Annotated in this window: 16 protein-coding genes and 1 pseudogene; 16 read left to right on the top strand and 1 reads right to left on the bottom strand. The window is 52.0% G+C overall.

Annotated elements, in window-relative coordinates; genetic code table 11:
• Positions 1-3: 3 nt before the first annotated feature.
• From BMH52_RS28380 to BMH52_RS28320, 13 genes are all read left to right on the top strand, one after another.
• Positions 4-1,563: a GspE/PulE family protein gene (locus BMH52_RS28380; RefSeq protein WP_019818093.1), complete on the top strand. Its 1,560-nt coding sequence runs from the start codon at positions 4-6 to the stop codon at positions 1,561-1,563.
• Complete coding sequence (locus BMH52_RS28375) at positions 1,553-2,692, top strand: type II secretion system F family protein (RefSeq protein ID WP_019818094.1); 1,140 nt, start codon at positions 1,553-1,555, stop codon at positions 2,690-2,692. Before BMH52_RS28380 ends, BMH52_RS28375 begins: the two co-directional genes overlap by 11 nt.
• A gap of 88 nt (positions 2,693-2,780) precedes the next feature.
• Positions 2,781-3,233: a type 4 pilus major pilin gene (locus BMH52_RS28370; RefSeq protein ID WP_171902656.1), complete on the top strand. Its 453-nt coding sequence runs from the start codon at positions 2,781-2,783 to the stop codon at positions 3,231-3,233.
• 10 nt (positions 3,234-3,243) lie between these two features.
• The gene (locus tag BMH52_RS28365) at positions 3,244-4,185 is read left to right on the top strand and encodes an ATPase, T2SS/T4P/T4SS family (RefSeq protein ID WP_008437359.1); all 942 of its coding nucleotides are present in this window, start codon (positions 3,244-3,246) and stop codon (positions 4,183-4,185) included.
• Complete coding sequence (pilV, locus tag BMH52_RS28360; protein WP_019818096.1) at positions 4,175-5,491, top strand: shufflon system plasmid conjugative transfer pilus tip adhesin PilV; 1,317 nt, start codon at positions 4,175-4,177, stop codon at positions 5,489-5,491. The genes BMH52_RS28365 and pilV overlap by 11 nt, the downstream gene beginning before the upstream one ends.
• The gene (locus BMH52_RS29160; protein WP_124356003.1) at positions 5,424-5,861 is read left to right on the top strand and encodes a hypothetical protein; all 438 of its coding nucleotides are present in this window, start codon (positions 5,424-5,426) and stop codon (positions 5,859-5,861) included. The genes pilV and BMH52_RS29160 overlap by 68 nt, the downstream gene beginning before the upstream one ends.
• A gap of 57 nt (positions 5,862-5,918) precedes the next feature.
• Positions 5,919-6,359, top strand: a complete 441-nt coding sequence (gene pilM / locus BMH52_RS28355; RefSeq protein ID WP_019818097.1) for a type IV pilus biogenesis protein PilM — start codon at positions 5,919-5,921, stop codon at positions 6,357-6,359.
• Between the two features lie 1,535 nt (positions 6,360-7,894).
• Positions 7,895-8,146 carry a hypothetical protein gene (locus BMH52_RS28345; RefSeq protein ID WP_008437363.1) on the top strand — a complete coding sequence of 84 codons (252 nt, stop codon included), beginning with the start codon at positions 7,895-7,897 and terminating at the stop codon, positions 8,144-8,146.
• Between the two features lie 95 nt (positions 8,147-8,241).
• Entirely contained in the window at positions 8,242-8,778 is a 537-nt protein-coding gene (locus BMH52_RS28340) for an STY4534 family ICE replication protein (protein WP_019818099.1), read from the top strand.
• A gap of 108 nt (positions 8,779-8,886) precedes the next feature.
• Positions 8,887-9,384 carry a hypothetical protein gene (locus BMH52_RS30090; RefSeq protein ID WP_019818100.1) on the top strand — a complete coding sequence of 166 codons (498 nt, stop codon included), beginning with the start codon at positions 8,887-8,889 and terminating at the stop codon, positions 9,382-9,384.
• 74 nt (positions 9,385-9,458) lie between these two features.
• Positions 9,459-9,794 carry a hypothetical protein gene (locus BMH52_RS28330; protein WP_019818101.1) on the top strand — a complete coding sequence of 112 codons (336 nt, stop codon included), beginning with the start codon at positions 9,459-9,461 and terminating at the stop codon, positions 9,792-9,794.
• A gap of 77 nt (positions 9,795-9,871) precedes the next feature.
• Positions 9,872-10,477, top strand: a complete 606-nt coding sequence (locus BMH52_RS28325) for a DUF3275 family protein (protein WP_019818102.1) — start codon at positions 9,872-9,874, stop codon at positions 10,475-10,477.
• Between the two features lie 83 nt (positions 10,478-10,560).
• Entirely contained in the window at positions 10,561-10,785 is a 225-nt protein-coding gene (locus tag BMH52_RS28320; RefSeq protein ID WP_019818103.1) for a hypothetical protein, read from the top strand.
• Between the two features lie 485 nt (positions 10,786-11,270).
• Here BMH52_RS28320 and BMH52_RS28315 read toward each other — a convergent pair whose 3' ends face one another.
• Positions 11,271-12,011 carry an NADPH-dependent F420 reductase gene (locus BMH52_RS28315; protein ID WP_073845723.1) on the bottom strand — a complete coding sequence of 247 codons (741 nt, stop codon included), beginning with the start codon at positions 12,009-12,011 and terminating at the stop codon, positions 11,271-11,273.
• Positions 12,012-12,859: 848 nt separating this feature from the next.
• Between BMH52_RS28315 and BMH52_RS28310 the strand changes: the two are divergent.
• The 3 genes and pseudogenes from BMH52_RS28310 to BMH52_RS28300 all read left to right on the top strand — a co-directional run bounded on the left by BMH52_RS28310 (position 12,860) and on the right by BMH52_RS28300 (position 16,339).
• Positions 12,860-13,766 (top strand): annotated as a pseudogene (locus tag BMH52_RS28310) (cation diffusion facilitator family transporter).
• 486 nt (positions 13,767-14,252) lie between these two features.
• Positions 14,253-14,927, top strand: coding sequence for a heavy metal response regulator transcription factor (locus BMH52_RS28305; RefSeq protein WP_019818106.1), 675 nt, complete (start codon positions 14,253-14,255; stop codon positions 14,925-14,927).
• Complete coding sequence (locus BMH52_RS28300; protein WP_019818107.1) at positions 14,924-16,339, top strand: heavy metal sensor histidine kinase; 1,416 nt, start codon at positions 14,924-14,926, stop codon at positions 16,337-16,339. The genes BMH52_RS28305 and BMH52_RS28300 overlap by 4 nt, the downstream gene beginning before the upstream one ends.
• The last annotated feature ends 201 nt before the right edge of the window (positions 16,340-16,540 follow it).

Below are 16,540 nucleotides of genomic sequence, written 5' to 3'. Positions count from 1 at the left end.
TCGATGACGATCCTGACTGAAAAACCAGATGTCATAGAGCCTGACAGTGATGAGTCTGCTGCAGTCCTACTGACGTCGCACCAAATACTGCTGACGGCCCCTGGTGGACCGTTTGAGCTGAAACCCGAGCTGCGTCAACTATGTGCGTTGACCAGCGATGGGATTTTGTATGTGTCAGCCCAACACCAAACGGATGCCTATGTCATGGCATTCGAGGACCAGCTGGAACACGAAAATCACCACTTTGAGGTCAAGGTCTGCTCGATGAGCACAATCAAGGCACTCTACCGCGCCAATGATGATGCAAATGGTAAAGCACTATCGGCGACTGAGACGAAGCGCCAGGCCCAGGTGGTGCAGCTTTTAGGAGAAGCCCACCGGCGCAATGCCAGCGACGTCCACTTTGTCGTAGGTCACGATATCACTCGAATCTTCTTTCGCATCCACGGGCTCTTGTGGGAGGCAGAACAGCACCAGAGCCAGGTGGGCATGGAGCTCTGCTCGTCCCTCTACAACAGCATGTGCGATGTCGCGAAAGACCACTACCAGCCGCAGGTGAGCCAGGACGCCAGGGTAAAACGCGCCTATGTCGACCAACTCGGTTTGTTCGGTGCCCGAGTCGCCACTCGGCCGCTCGTAGATGGCCCTCTGATGGTTTTGCGTCTGCTGTATGACGACAAAACCAAAATGACGCTTAGTGATCTCGGTTTCCTGACGCAGCAAATTGATGCATTCAGCCGCATCCGCAGCTTGCCTTATGGGGTGAACCTGATCACTGGACCCACCGGTTCCGGCAAATCGAAGTCGCTGCAGGTAAACCTGAACCTCTTGCACGAAGAGTGCGGTGGAACAAAACACATTCTGACGATGGAAGATCCACCTGAATATCCACTTCTCGCCAATCAGTCACCGCTGGGCGCCGGTGAAACCTGGAATGACGGGATCACCAATTCCATGCGACTCGACCCTGACATTCTCATGTATGGGGAGATCCGGGACCTTGCATCAGCACAAGCGGCTTTCCGCGGCGGTATGACTGGTCACCTGGTGCTGACGACACTGCACACCAACAACGCTGTAGCAGCTCTTCAACGACTGATCGACATGGGTGTAGACCGACACCTGGTTACTGATCCTGCACTGATGACAAGCGTGGTCAATCAATCCCTCTTGCCCGTGCTGTGTTCCCACTGCCGCGTCCCCGCACGCGAGCATCTCGGGCAGCTCAACAGTGCGCTGGTGCAGCACTTGCGCGATTTGGAAGCGATTGATGAGACCTACCTCAAAGGACCGGGATGCCCGCATTGCAAAGGCTTGGGCATCACCGGTCGCACGGTGGTTGCGGAAACTTTGCTCACCGACCTTGAATTCATGCGCGTTTTCAATGGGCAGGGTGCAAGTGCGGCACGTCGCCACTGGGTCAAGGAAATGGGCGGTATTACCAAGACCGCACACACGATCATCAAACTGAAACAAGGATTAGTAGACCCCCGCCACGCCGAAATGACGGTGGGGCCGTTGGACTTTGACCGGCAAATCCTGGAGCTCGCTCATGCTGAGTGACGTCAGAGCGATGCTGAATCGTTGGGCAGAGACCTTCTATGCCAAGCAGTTTGGCAAAAACGAAAGAATCCAGTTCTACGAGAGCCTGATGGGCATCCTTGAGGATGGTGTGTCGCTTGAAGACGCACTGCACACGGTGGCCAGAGCATTCAGCGATAACGGGCAGAAGCTCCATCCAGTGTCCCTTGCCTGCAGGGATATCGCGCAATCGGTAAAAGGTGGGAAATCGCTGAGCATTTCCTGCGAAGGCTGGGTTCCCTATGACGAGAACTCTTTGATCGCTTCCGGGGAAGACACCGGCAACCTGGTGCAGGCATTTCGGGACTGCGTGAGGATCATCGAAGTACGTCAGCGGATCAGCAAACTCGTAGCGTCCGCCACCGTTTTCCCCTCCATGGTGTGGAGCGTCATGGCGGCGTTGCTGTATGTGATTGCAGTGTGGATGGTGCCCTCCATGACACGACGCTCCAACCCCGAGGCGTGGACCGGCGTGCCGGCCTTCCTCTATGCCCTATCGAATTTCGTGACCCACTACGGGCTAGTGACGCTGATAGCTGTAATCGTCTTTATCCTCATATCGATCATCACTCTACCCGTGTTTTGCGGCCTTCAGATTACGGCCGCCAGCCCTTCGTGGAAGCTGCAGTTGAACAAGCTGCTCCAGGTCCTGCGAGTCCGAGCAGAGAGGCTCCCGCCTTGGTCAGTCTACAAGGCGCTCCACGGATCGATCTTTCTGCTCAACATGGCTGTGATGCTGCGCTCCGGCATCAACCAACTAGATGCGCTGACCTCTCTTCAACGCAATGCCTCTCCATGGTTGAAAGAGCGCCTGAGCGCCATTCATTACGGAGTGAGCGCCGGCAAAAACTTCGGTACCGCATTGAAGCTTGCGGGTCATCAATTCCCAGACCCCATGGCGATGCATTTTCTGGAAGTGCTCGCCACCCGCAAAGGCTTCGCTGAGTCGATGGAACGGTTTTCCAACCGGTGGCTGGAGCAAACGCTTCAGCGCGTCGAAGCCATCGCCAAATCTCTTATCGGCATGTCCTCCATGGCCATGGGGGTCATGATGATTCTGGTAGTGGTCGGGATCTTCCAGTTGGCCGGCAATGTGACTGCAACGCTTTAAATCAAACCTAAATGAGGTACTGGAAATGCCAACAAACACTCAAAACAACCAACGCGGATTTCTCTCCCTGGACGGGATGTTCTGGTTGATGCTGATCGCGGTGGCACTTGGTTTCATCGTGTTCATGGGCTACAGAACGTTCGGCAGCTCGGACGTCACCATTGAACAGAGCAATCTCGGCACGTTGCTGAGCAATACCAAACGACTGAAAAGCACCACGGGCTACGCCACGGCAGGCACCAACTTGGCGCCTTCTTTGATCAACCTCGAGGCAACTGGCGGCATGAGCATCAACGGTAATGCCCTGTCCAACCGCTGGAACGGCGCAGTGACCGTAATGAGCAACGGCATGACCTTCACCATCACAGAATCCAACCTTCCGAAAAATGCCTGCATCACCCTTGCCTCGAACATGGCCAAGGACAAACAGACAACGACGGCGATCAATGGCGGCACTGCAATTGCCGGCGAAATCACTGCGGTGGCAGCTGCGACCAGCTGCTCCTCGGACGCCAATACCATCGCTTGGACTTCGTACTAAGGAACTCAGTGTGAGCGTGATCTCTGATGCTGAATTCGTCGACCTGTACCTCGGCGATGGATTTGCCGACGCCAAAGGTCTCCCTGGGCAGGCACGAAGGGTTGAAGCGCCCGCCGAATGGCGGGCAGACCTTGAGCGCTTACGGGCGCAGTGCGAGGAAAAGCACAAGGCAACCCAGGATCCAGAGTTCGCCCTAATTGAAGATGGCGTCGTCCTTCGTGTAACCCAGTTGCTGGATTTGAATGGCAAGCCTGTGTTTGTCGTAAGCAAATCCTCAGTCCAGATCCGTCCATTGGACATGCTGGGTCTGCCCGACTATCTGCAGGACGCGCTGATGAGCGACACGGTACGCGGCCTGATATTTATTTGTGGGGAAATGGGCACAGGGAAAACCTCAAGTGCTGCATCACTGGTGAAAGCACGTCTCGAGGCCTGGGGAGGCATTTGTGTGGCTGTAGAGGATCCTCCAGAACCATTTTTGAATGGCAGGCATGGGAGTGGGCGCTGCATTCAAGTTCCGGTCTCTCGCCGGATGGGGGGATACGAGGAAGCTTTGATCCTAGCGCTGCGCACAAGAGCCGATTTCCTGTTCGTGGGAGAAATTCGCGACAGCTCGACAGCAGCACAAGTAATTCAAGCCTCGATCAATGGCCATCTCATTATCAGCACAGGTCATGCCGGCAGCGTTACTCAAGGCATTGAACGTATATCAGCCCTGGCTCAGCCGTTACTCAATAACGCCCGAGAGCTGCTCTCCAAGGGGTTGGTGGCTGTTCTTCACCAGTCCTTATCAAGTGGCAACGAAGGAAGTCGTCGATTAACCCTGCAGAGCCTGCTTTTCACAGGCGATGACGGACCGGGCATCCGAGAGAAAGTCCATGCAGGAAAGATCACGATGCTCGATCACGACATCGCTCACCAATCATCAAGGAGTCTCTGGAATGACCAGTAGGATCAAGCAGCGGGGGTTCTTGAGCTTGGACATGGCGATCGGATTGGCCGTTTTCTCCGTTGTCGTCACTTTGGCGATCGCATGGCAAATCAAGCAGATGGATTCTCAGGACTATCGAATTGCGGCTGATCAACAGAGAACCATTTCAGAGGCATTGGCCAAATATCTGAAGGATAACTACAGCGTGGTGCTGGCCAACGCGGCAGCAACCGTACCGGTGCAAATAACCGTTCCGATGCTCGTCAACACCAACTACCTTCCTGCAGGTTATAGCCCCACTAACGCCTTTGGGCAGACCATTGTCGGCCTCGCCCGGAAACCCAACGCCAATCAACTGGAAGTGATTGTGGTTACTACAGGTGGGCAGACGATTCCTGAAATGGGTATTCGAACCATCGCTGAAAATCTCGGAGGACCTGGTGGGTTCATCTCTTCTGCCAATCCGAACATCGTCCAGGGCGTGCGGGGTGGATGGCAGGTAGCACTAAGTAACTATGCTATAGCTCCTGGCCCAGGACATACAGCTAGCGCACTTTTTCTTATGGATGGAGCGTTGGCTAATGACTATCTATATCGAAACGCAGTGCCCAATCATCCAGAATTCAACACGATGAATACTGATATCACGATGGGCAACCACAATATTAACAACGCAGGAAGTATCACAGCGTCAGGCAACATAACAGCTAACGCCGACATTACAGCTCGAAACGTTATCGCCACAGCCAATGTTAATGCCGCTACTGCAACCATTACCGGTGATACCAGCACAGGTGGTTGGTTCAGAACACGTGGTGACACAGGCTGGTACAGCGAAAAATGGGGAGGCGGGATTTATCAAAATAGCCCCAACTGGGTCCAAGTTTATAACGACAAAAACTTTTCAACCGGAGGTGAACTATGGGGTGGAAAGATAACCTCGACGGGCAAGATAACGGCCTATGATCGCATTCAGACAAATGAATATTTGTCCCTGGGAGGCATAGCTACCGAGGGGCAACAGTGCAGTGACCGAACCCTTCTTGCAAAAAGCGCCGCGGGAATAACGTTGTCCTGCGAACAAGGCTTATGGAAAAGACCAGGTGGGTGGGAATTCCAGCTGATCCAGGGCACCTGCCAGGCGCCTGCCAGAGGAAGTGTGACCTGCTCCCTTGGCGACACTACATGGAAGTCATGCTCTTTAACTGGCGCTTTTGGCATCGGGGATAGTGAGACTGGGTACATCTTCAGAAATGCAAGTGGATGGTTTCTCTCCACATCTCGACTTTCCTGGCCAGGTCTTTTCTATTGGAGCTGCTTCAAATAAAGCATCCATTTATAAAATTTCAAAAACGTTTTATAGTATGTTTATGGGGATTATTGCAGTGCAGACGCTTGAGAATAACGTTGAGTATAGTGCTGGAGAATTACAGACCTGGCTAAGCACCCGAAGCAGGATATGCTCAACTGTGCTATGGCGTCGCGCACTAGAAGAAAAAGAGGCATTCGAGGTCGGCGAGTTCACTTACAAGTTACAACCAACGGCCTCTGGTCGTTATTTAGTAAAAAAGATCGCCACTATGGAATTAATCAATCCACAACGCAAACCAATGAGCATCAAGCGAGCCGCAAAGTGGACTGTCATTGCGCTTGGCCTAGTAGGAATTTGCTTAACATTGATTATCCTCACGAAATAGTTTTGTTATTGACGCGTAGGTGGTAACAACCACCATTTTGTGGATGGAGCTCATATCATGACAATGCAATGGCTCGTTTTGATGATTGTGCTCATTGCCTCCAGCATTTTCATGGAGAACCAACATCAGGACCAACGTACATCCGACTACGCTACCCTCGACTCACTGGGTCGCGGCTTTCTGGTGTACCGATCTGCCGCTACCGAATATGCCCAGGCCAACCCGGGCTTCAGCGGAGTACCGAGCGATTCTGCGCTCAACCTACCTGGGTGGTTTGTGAAACCTGTGGGCGTAGGTTCTTACATCTCATCAGGAACGGCCTATACTTATTTTGATGGGGTTGCACCGTCAGGCTTGCCTTCTGTGCTGGTAGACCTGACAAAGACAACTACCGTTGGTTTAAAGCGTTCAGGAATGCTGATTTCACAGATAACTGGGGCGACCGGTATAGCAATTCCGTCCCCTGTTCCCGAAGGTGCGGTCGTCGCAGTCAATTAGTCTGAGTCGACCGACTTTGAAAGGCGCCGGGTTGCATAAGCTCCGGCCTATCAACATAATGATCACAACAACGTTTCCACCCCGTTGGCTACTGGCGGTCATCAGTAGCGCCCGGTGATGCGGCTTGCCTCATCACCAACCCCAAAGCACGCATAGCTCCGGGAAGGGCGTGCGGACCTGGTTCAGAGCTCTCCCTGTGTCTCCCTGTTCAAGCCAGACACGCAGCCGTCTAACTCGTGAATTGCGAGTTCAAAGGCACATAGGGCTCTGTTGAGGTTCGAAGCACCGTAGTCTAAGGGCCACACTGGTGTTGTGGCCCACACTTTTTAAAGCTCACACAATAGGTAGCCTGATCATCTTGCAAAGGATGATCAGGCTACCTATTGGTAGCTGCTTTTCCTTGCCGGTGGCCCGCCGGCGAAACGCAGGGCTCCCTTTGTGCGCGGATGCGTGCCTTATGCTAGCTGGCCTCAGCCACGATAATCGGCCAGGTGTTGGAAGTAAGACGTTCAGATCACAGCCCAGGGATCAACAACGCCTTCATCCCGCACAGGTGGTATTTTTTTCTGAAAGACGCTACTTACTACATCCGAGAGTGACTGTTGACCCAGCTACTCTCGGTAGCTTCTCCTGTCGACCTGAACCTTCTTTGCCCTCCGCGAAATATCCCTCTCCGCTTGACACATCACCATCCCCCCTTCGATGATATGGACGTGCTTTGCTGACGTCGTCAGCATCATGCCCAGGCAGTCAGGATCTTGAAGACTGCGACACGATGTTCGTGTCAGATCCGCCCAAGACCGCTGAGCTTCTGGTAGCGCGGTCGGTCGACAATCGTCGATGGAAGCACCTTATGCAACTCACCTCGCGGGGAATCACTTCCCCAACGGGGTCAGTGGGTTCTCCGCATTCAACCTGCAGGAGAATCACCATGTCCAAACTTGCTTATGGCTTCGGTTTCGCGCTTGGCACCATCACGCGACAGTTTCTGCGTGCGGTAAAGAAAACCAGCGCTGCGCCCACAGCTATCCATACCAAAGCAGCTCCGTTGCTTCCACCGCCCTGCGTACCTGAGCGTCTCGTACGTGAGATGGATCATGTACCGGCAATAACTCGTAAAGGTGTCGACCTGAACCTTTGGTACGCGGCTAACACTCGAGTGGTCGAAAAGCCAGCTCGGAAACCGCGTAAGAAGCCAGCTGCACGCTCGTTGGTGCCAGCAACTTGCTAAGTCTGCGTCCTTCGCCTCTGTAGGGAGCCTTCCCAAAGGGAAGGTTTCCTCAGAGTTTTCACGGTAGGGGCTTGACAAGCGACAATCGTATTTCCATGATCTGCACATGTATCGCTGACGTCGTCAGCAACATGCCCAAGTAGTCTGGATCCGCAAGACTACGATGCGGTTTTCTGCATTGATCCACTCCCAAGATCGCCATAGCTTCCGGTAGCGCGATCAGTCGACTTAGTCGATGGAAGCACCTTTCCCACCCATGACGGGCCTACCCCGTCAGGGCAGGCCTCTCACTTTTGGAGGTCTGATGAAAACTGAACTGGCTCTCTACCAGGCGTTGATTTCGATTAACGTCCCGGAACAGAAGGCAAATGCTGTTATTGAAGCTTTGGAGACCGACATGCTTTCACGTTTGGCTACCAAGGCAGATTTAACTGCTCTTGCTGCAGAGTTCAAATCTGAGATTTCACAGCTTGAAGTCAAGCTCACCATTCGCATGGGCGTCATGTTGTCTGCAGCTGTCGGTGTAATGATTGCTGCAATGAAGCTGATGCATTAAACAACCTTAAGCTCCACCCACCCTCGCGGGGAATACTTTCCCCCTAGGGCGAAGTGTTTCTCCGCTTTCTGTTATTTCGAAACTGGAGAATCACCATGAGCACTAATCAATCCAACGAAGCAAAATTCTTCGACCTTCACACCACTGGTATCGGTTATCTCAACCGTATCCGTGAAGTGAAACCTCGCGGCAAAGGTAAGCCATTCATGGCAGTTACCGTTGCGGCTCTGCGCGGCTCGATGGATGATGCCGAGTATTCCTATATCGACTGCAACGTGGTCGGCGCTGAAGCTGAAAAGCTGATTCGTCGCAGCCAAGCAGCCGTTGAAGCCGGAAAGAAGGTCCTTGTGAGCTTCCGCATCGGTGATATCTGGACCGACGCATTTACCTACGAGAAAGGCGATAAAAAAGGTCAACCTGGAGCAAGCCTCAAGGGACGCCTGTTGTTTATCGGCTGGATCAAGGTGGATGGCCAAACCGTCTATGAAGCAAAGCCTCGTGAAGTAGAACCAGTTGTTGAAGACGGCGAAGCGGAACCTGAAGCACAGCTCGCAAGCGAAGAAGCATCCGAGCCAGTAGCAGAGGAACAATCCAAGCCAACGCCCGCTAAACAGCAGCGTACGGCATCTTGATTCACTTTGTTGAAAGGCACCCGAAGGGTGCCTTCATTATTATCAAAGTCCGCAGGGAACACCTCCCTTCCGGGCACGGTGATTCTCGTCCGTTGGAGACTCACCTTTATGAACACGTTATTTACGCAATCTCTCGATATACGCGTTGCTTATGCAAAAGCGGAAATCTATGGCGACGAGATTACCCAATATGAGGCTGAGATCGAGGCTCATATTCTGGGTGCCGACGCGTACCGCGCCGGCCAGCCGATCGTACCCGAGCTGTTCAAAACCGTTCCTGCGCTCAGTCGAGCTTGGGGCGAAGGAGTGAACGCGGCCATTAATGGTGGCGGTTGGTCACGCTTTACTGAAGAAGACCAGCAGCAGCTAATAACACCGGAACCATACATTGTGTCGGATTTTGCATACGGGAAACTTGCATTCGCCGAGTGCGGTATCGAGTACCCCCTCCAAATACTGAAGAGCGCTGCGGGCTATTACATTGGTACCGCTGATGAGTTTGAACCGGTATCAAGGGAGTCCGAAGAATACTACCGCAGCGAATATGCCGCGAAACAAGCTTTTGACCTCAACCTCTGGACACAACGCCACGTGTGCTGGTCCTGACATAACCAAAACATACCTAACCGGGAAACCACTTCCCGGACGGGCCGGGTGGTTTCTCACACCTGGAGATAAACATGCAAAGCACCACTAACCTCGTGTCGTCTGACCTGCTCAAGCTCCCGGTCGTTTTAACACCCCGGGCCTGGCAGGAAGCGGTGCATATTGAAAACCCTCAGGATGCAAGTGTTGTCAGTGAGCGACTGGGCGAAGTTGTCCTGGAGGCCTACCGAGAACTGCACTTGCAACCTGACAGCACACAGATCCATTTCGGCCTCTATCGTTTATTGCCTGCCGGCAATAGCACTGATCGAGTCTGGCTGGACCTAAAACTTGACCGTATAGAATCACCGCCAGGCGTTTTCTATCTGTACATCTCACTCAAGGAAGAAACTCATACTTCTTGCCCGTAATCCTTCGACAATCACAGCACTGCCCAAAGCCCGACACCTGTCGGGCTTTTTTCATTCGTAGCAGTGTGGAGCTGCCCATGATCAACATCCCCGGCCAACTGGCCATCCGTACCATCAGCGGCCGTAATGGCGAATTCAACGTCGGACGGCTTTCGACCTCTATCGGTGAGTTCGTGATCAAAGACGCACTCCTCGATCAGTACGATGAAGGCAAATACCGAGGCGACTTTCTGATAACGGAGATCCGTCCTTCGTATTACTCCACAGCAGGCCGCCTGATCGTTGAGATCCGTGCAAGGCTGGAAAGCATGAGCCTCGACGACGTCGACAATCTGACACCAGAAGACGCCGCCAGGCTCTCGCCAAACGAGCCTGACCCTATGGATGAAGAGTCTTCTTCCAACCTCTCCAAGCCTGTGCAGCGTAATAATCCGCCCGCCCTACCGGCCACCAATAAACAGGTATCAAAAGAGGATGCCCCGTTCGGGATGACCCCGACCGGCGCAACCAACGACCTCGAGGCAGATGCCGAGTTGTTCGGCACAATCTGGCCTCTAAGCTATACAGTCAGGCTGGACACAACTGTTGATCGTCAGCAACTACGCCAACAGTGCAGTCGGCTCTCGGAGCTCGGCTATTTACACAACTTCAAACTGCAGGTATGGAATATCTCCAATACCTAACGATGCCGGCGATACGCCAAGCCAATCGGCACATTCATGAGAGGCTCCCTCCTGGGCGCTCCTCGACTCAACAGGAGCAGCACATGAATCTAATCTTCAATAACCTGACCCAACAAATCCTTGAAAACATCGAAGATCAGCTCGCCAATAACGAGGTATCGACGAATGAGGAGCTTTGGGACTTCTTCGTAGAGGAGCTCGAAATGACGGCAGAACAAGCCGATGGCGCCGTTGCCCTTCGCCCCAAATACCTGGGGCAAATCTTTCTCACTGGGCACAGCCCACTATTTCAAAACGAGACGGTCTAGTTTGGCGCGGGGAGTCAGATCGATCTGGAGGGCATCACCATCAGGCTTTGTGTTAACGACAGAAAAGCCCTCCCAAAAAGGAAGAAAAGTATAATATCGCACATAAGAACGCCGGTTTGTTAGATGTGTTTGCTCGCACGAACATCATCAATCAAATCGGCGTTCTTGTTTCTGTGTTGCCCGGAATTCCTTGAAGGTAAGCGTCCGGTAAACACGCCTTCCTGACGCCAACGCCTTAATAGTTGAGATCGGTAGTAGACCACGCCGCACGCTTGCGACGCTTTAGCTGGCGCTGAGATTGAGCGGATGCTTGAACAACGTGACGTGGCCTAGGCCGCGATACAGGACAGGTTAGGAAATTCGCGGCCTCATCCAGACGCTGAGTTAGGCACGCGTCTGCAGTGCCCTGTTTACGTAAAGAGATGAGTTTAGCGACTAGATCAATTAGGCGAAATTCTAGCAAAGAATCCCGCCTAATCCGGTAGTCAGGCCGTCCTAGCGCGATTTGTGGCAACAATTTGCTCATCTGTAAACTGACTGCCGGGAACCATAAATTTTGCGATAAGTGCGTCTCGGTTTTGAGGTGCCCGTACCTTGTCTGCCGCCTCCAGCGCCATCTTCAGCTCCGGCAATGTTAGCTCGGTGCAGTAGGCTGGTGTTCCTGGTTGCTGACGCCACGAATCTTCAAGGCTACCAGCGGCAAGCGCGATAAAGCCCGTATCCTCAACGAGATCCTGCGCGACGGCCTCTGCATGAGTGTCATCCCCTGCTACATGTAAGCCAATGCGTGTCGAAGATCCAGTTGGTTGCCGATTGTCGGCAAGAGTCGCTGCAAGGACGGCGTTCCAAGCCTTAATGACCGGGCGGCTAAACTGCTCGCTTACCCAAACGTTCACGGGCTTGCCGTCGTCAACTTCTATGATTGCCCCGTCGCGTCCCGGATAGTAATTGGACGTGTCAATGACAACGACTTTCTCGGGGACATTCTTTAACGTCTGTTTGAGATCTGGATATTTTGGGAAGGGTATCGAGAGGATCACAACGCCTACCTCGGACACTGCCTCTTCCTTGGTCACAGCGTGTGCGCCGATTTCACTGACCAGGTTTTGAAGGCTTTCGGGGCCTTTCGAATTTGCCAGCTTAACTTCATGGCCGCACGCGACGAGCTTGCGGGCAAGGGTAGCCCCAATATTGCCGGCGCCGCTAACTCCGATTTTCACTTCAATAACCTCCTCACCCACAACCAATATTCAAGTTGCTACCTGGCTAGGTGTGCGAATGAATCAAGCGTGTCGCAAAGCCGCTGCGATCTGGGGTGAGCACGCATGTCGCTTGACTCAGGTAAATACGACTCTTCAAGAATGAAAGGTTACGCTGTCGGTAATCGGCACACGATGCCAGCGTCTAGCGGCATCCAAATTACCGCCATTCGCCCCTTTTGGGTCGGTAGCGACGACCACTTTCGACAATCGGTGTTAATGGTTAAGCCTCAGTCCGTTCCGCATCTCAACGGTGTCATCGACCTAACCCCTCACATCGAACGGCACTCTCGAGCTCCGTATCGCCGAGCATCATTTCAAAACCCGCGGTTTCTTCCTTACGAGATAGTTCAGTGATTAAGGAATCAGAATTTGCGATGAAAATATTGACCGCGGCCGGCGTTAAAAAACTAGGTAATTATGTTACTCAGCAGCGTTGCGAGGAGTTTGAGGTAATTTCGTGTCTGTGCTTAGCGACACCGCTACGTAGCGTAAATTTTTAGCTAGCCGTATTATTTTTGACGACGGATAACGAGATAGCTACAGCAGAATTACAATTCTGACACAATCCCAGCGGAACCTTCTTTTTTTGAGCCGTGTCAAAGTAGGCTGTTGACTAGCACCGTATCGCCGGCTAGAGGAGACGCAGGTCTGCAAAAAATCGCATACCAACAACATACTTTCATCCTAAACTACAATTAGTTTAAATGAGTTTTATTAGCCGTTCTGAAAGGTAGGATCCATATTTGTGTTTTTGTTTGTAGCGATGAGAATCTAGATTGAAGCCAACCACTACATTAGGCAAGGAGAAGCATGTGGGATCCAATCACGCTCATGGCGGTGCCGCTCTACGTGAAGGACACCAGAAAAAACTACTCATGGCGCTTGCCCTGACTGGTATTTTTATGATTGCGGAGGTTATCGGAGCATGCGTTACCGGCAGCCTAGCCCTGCTGTCTGATGCATCACATATGCTCACAGATACTGCTGCTCTGGCAATTTCACTGATTGCTCTCCAAATAGCCAAGCGGCCAGCGGACCAGAAACGGACTTTTGGATATGCTCGCATAGAGATCCTAGCCTCAACGTTCAATGCCTTATTACTCTTTATGGTCGCTGCCTACATTTTGTACGAGGCGTATCAGCGCTTGCTAGTACCGTCGGAGATTGCTACCGGTGCGATGATGTGGATCGCAATTGGGGGTCTTTTTGTGAACCTGATATCGATGCGTCTGCTCTCCTCTGCCAGCAGTGAAAGTCTGAATCTCAAGGGAGCCTATCTTGAAGTCTGGAGCGACATGCTTGGTTCATTGGGCGTGATCATAGCGGCACTTGTCATCCGATTTACAGGTTGGAGCTGGGTCGATACGATTGTCGCCGTAGCAATCGGTATATGGGTGTTTCCACGTACTTGGCAGTTGTTGCGCGAAAGCTTGGGGGGTACTTATGGAAGGGGTACCCGACAATCTCAATATTGCGGAAATAGAGTCCCTGATACTTGGAGTAGATGGGGTCATGGAGGTCCATGATCTGCATGTTTGGGCTCTAAGTAGTGGCCGCAATATCCTGACGTCGCACGTAGTCGTGCGAGATTCATTAAATCGAGATGTTATTCTCGCATCAGTCATTGACGCGGTGAGTAAATCGTTCGAAATTCATCACTGCACGATTCAAATGGAGCAAGCAGCCTTTCATGATAATGCTCCGAAGCCTTCACACTAGTCGTTTTTTTGATGACGCTAATTGTTGTATTTGCAGGCAGAAGCCCTAAGAAAAATCGACTTAAGATGCGTTCCCCAAGACTATACGCGCTTTTAAATATGCATTACTGCCACCTCTAAATTTAACGACTAATCGAGTTGACCGGCGGCCAATATTAAAGGAGCCTTCAGGCAGATTCGCCTGCTACGCGCACTGAAGGCATCCGCCAGCTTTGGCCTTAAAAACCTTACCATTGACAGATTCTCGATTATTCCAAACAATCAATTTATCATAACTATCAATAATATTGCGCAAAAATTACAAATTTGCAAAGCTTACGCGCATTTAGCCAATTCGCGCTAGGATCAGTTATTATTGAGTTAATGTAATGCGCATGAAAATAAATAATGAAATTAAACACCAAGCACACAGCAGTACTACCAATCAGCGTATAACCACACTGGCGGCCGATTGGACTATTATTTTACTCACATCCTGAGATAAGTTATGCGCGTTCTAGTTGTGGAAGACGAAACCAAAAACGTAGAATACCTTCAGCAGGGCCTTTCTGAAAGCGGGTACATCGTAAATATAGCAAACAATGGTGTTGATGCCGCTCACTTATTCAATACTAATATTTATTCGTTTCTGCTTCTCGATGTGAACCTCCCTGACATCAATGGCTTGGACCTTTTGGAAGTCATTAGAGAAACCAGCCGGGTCCGCGTCATTATGCTGACTGCCTGGGGACGAACCAACGACAAGCTCAAGGGTTTGGACGGTGGCGCAGATGACTACCTCGTCAAGCCCTTCGAGTTTCCCGAGCTGCTTGCTCGCATGCGCTCGCTGCAAAGACGTGGCGACGAGCTTTTTGAGAAAAACGCGCTGAGAATTTCGGATGTAGAGCTCGACTCTGTGCGCCATCGGGTGTTCCGTGGATCTACACGCATAGACCTCAACACCAAGAAATTTGCTCTCCTGCACCTTCTCATTAGTCGAGCTGGCAAAGCACTTACACGCTCTCAGAGCATCTGGCTGATATGGGACATGAACTTTGACTGCGATAATAACGTTATTGACGTCTCTATCCGGCGATTACGCTCGAAGATCGATGATCCATTTGAGACCAAGCTCATACATAAACTTCGAGGCATAGGGTACGTTCTGGAGGAGCGCGCATGAGGCCGTTCAGTCTGGCTGTGAAGCTGGGATTCAAAGTCGGTTTGATGAGCGCAGCGCTGCTCCTCCTTTTCGCCACCTTTGGGTATGTGATGGTGAGCCAAGCTCTCGAGAGAAACTCCCGAATGGACCTCGAAGTGAAAATGGCGGGTATGACTCACAACCTATCCGCTATCACTAGTATCGCTGATGTCAATCCAGACGCGCACCAGCTAGTTGACTTGGTCATGGGGCACAATAATCTGTACGTCAGCATCTTTGAGTCAGGACAAACGCAAACTCCACTGCTCTCAATAGGTTCGAAGGCAGTCAACCTGGAAGTGCACAAGTTCAAGCCAACCGAGCAGGTTAAACAGCACGAGTGGCGTGACTCCACGGGTCGCCCGCTACTTAGCGCTTCGCGAGTAATGAATCTAGGCGATGGAACCGAAGTTAGTGTGTTCATGACCATGGACCAGTCAGCCAACCAAGCCCTGCTCGATGCATTGCTAACCTGGGCGCTGATGGTCTCGCCTCTTATTCTCTTGCTGATCTTGGCCATTGGATGGTGGACTGTGCGCAGAGGACTACTGCCTCTGACCAAGTTCTTGAGGATTGCCTCGAAAATTTCCACCGAGAGCCTTGATCATCGCCTACCAACGAAGGGGATGCCGGCAGAACTGAAGAAGCTCGGCGATGGAATCAATATCATGCTGATGCGTCTAGATGATGGGGTTCAGCAGCTATCGCAGTTCTCGGACGATCTTGCTCACGAACTGCGTGCACCTTTGTCCAATCTCATGGGTAAGGCTCAGGTTGCGCTGACCCGGGAAAGGTCTCTTCCTGAGTACCGAGAAGTCTTGGAGTCGTGCACGGAAGAGTTGGACCGCATGAGTCGAATGGTTTCCGACATGCTATTTCTAGCCCAGGTCAGCCACCCCGCGTCAATGGTAGAATTCGAAAATGTCTGTTTGCTCGACGAAATTCAGCGGGTCTGCGACCTCTTCAGCATTACGGCCGAAGAAGGCGAAATACAACTCCAGCTCACAGGAAATGGCGTGGTGCGTGGCAATCAGATAATGATTCAACGAGCCATCTCGAACCTTGTCTCGAACGCGATTCGCTACTGCCCAAGAGGCCGGACGGTTTACGTGAAAGTTCAACGCGGTGCTAACGGAACTACCTTGAGTGTTGGTAACCCGGGGCGCGGAATCGCCAAGGAACACCAGGTGCATTTGTTCGAGCGGTTCTACCGTGTAGACAAAAGCCGAGCACGAAATGAAGGTGGTACGGGTCTGGGCCTAGCTATAGTACAGTCAATTATGGGATTGCATCAGGGTTCTGCGAGCGTAGAAGTGACTGATCAGAATTTTACCTGGTTTCACCTCAACTTTCCCGACACCCAAATGAAGCAAACGCAAATGGGCGCAGCCTAGGTCCCGTATATGGAGGGGGCCGATTTTAGAAGAGCTCTCTTTTTTACTTGAAAGCTTTAATGCCTGAGGGCTGCCGTATTGTTTTGGTCTTTAGCTCGACGTCTAGAGGGGAAGGCAGCCCTACCCGAAAATATGGCGAGCAGCCACATATAACGCGACCTTGTCGGCTGAGGTCCCCCCCCCCCGCCTTAAACTCTTTCA

Source organism: Pseudomonas sp. BTN1, from assembly GCF_001907715.1.
Classification (GTDB): Bacteria; Pseudomonadota; Gammaproteobacteria; order Pseudomonadales; family Pseudomonadaceae; genus Aquipseudomonas; species Aquipseudomonas paracarnis.
This window is presented reverse-complemented; position numbering and strand designations above follow the sequence as displayed.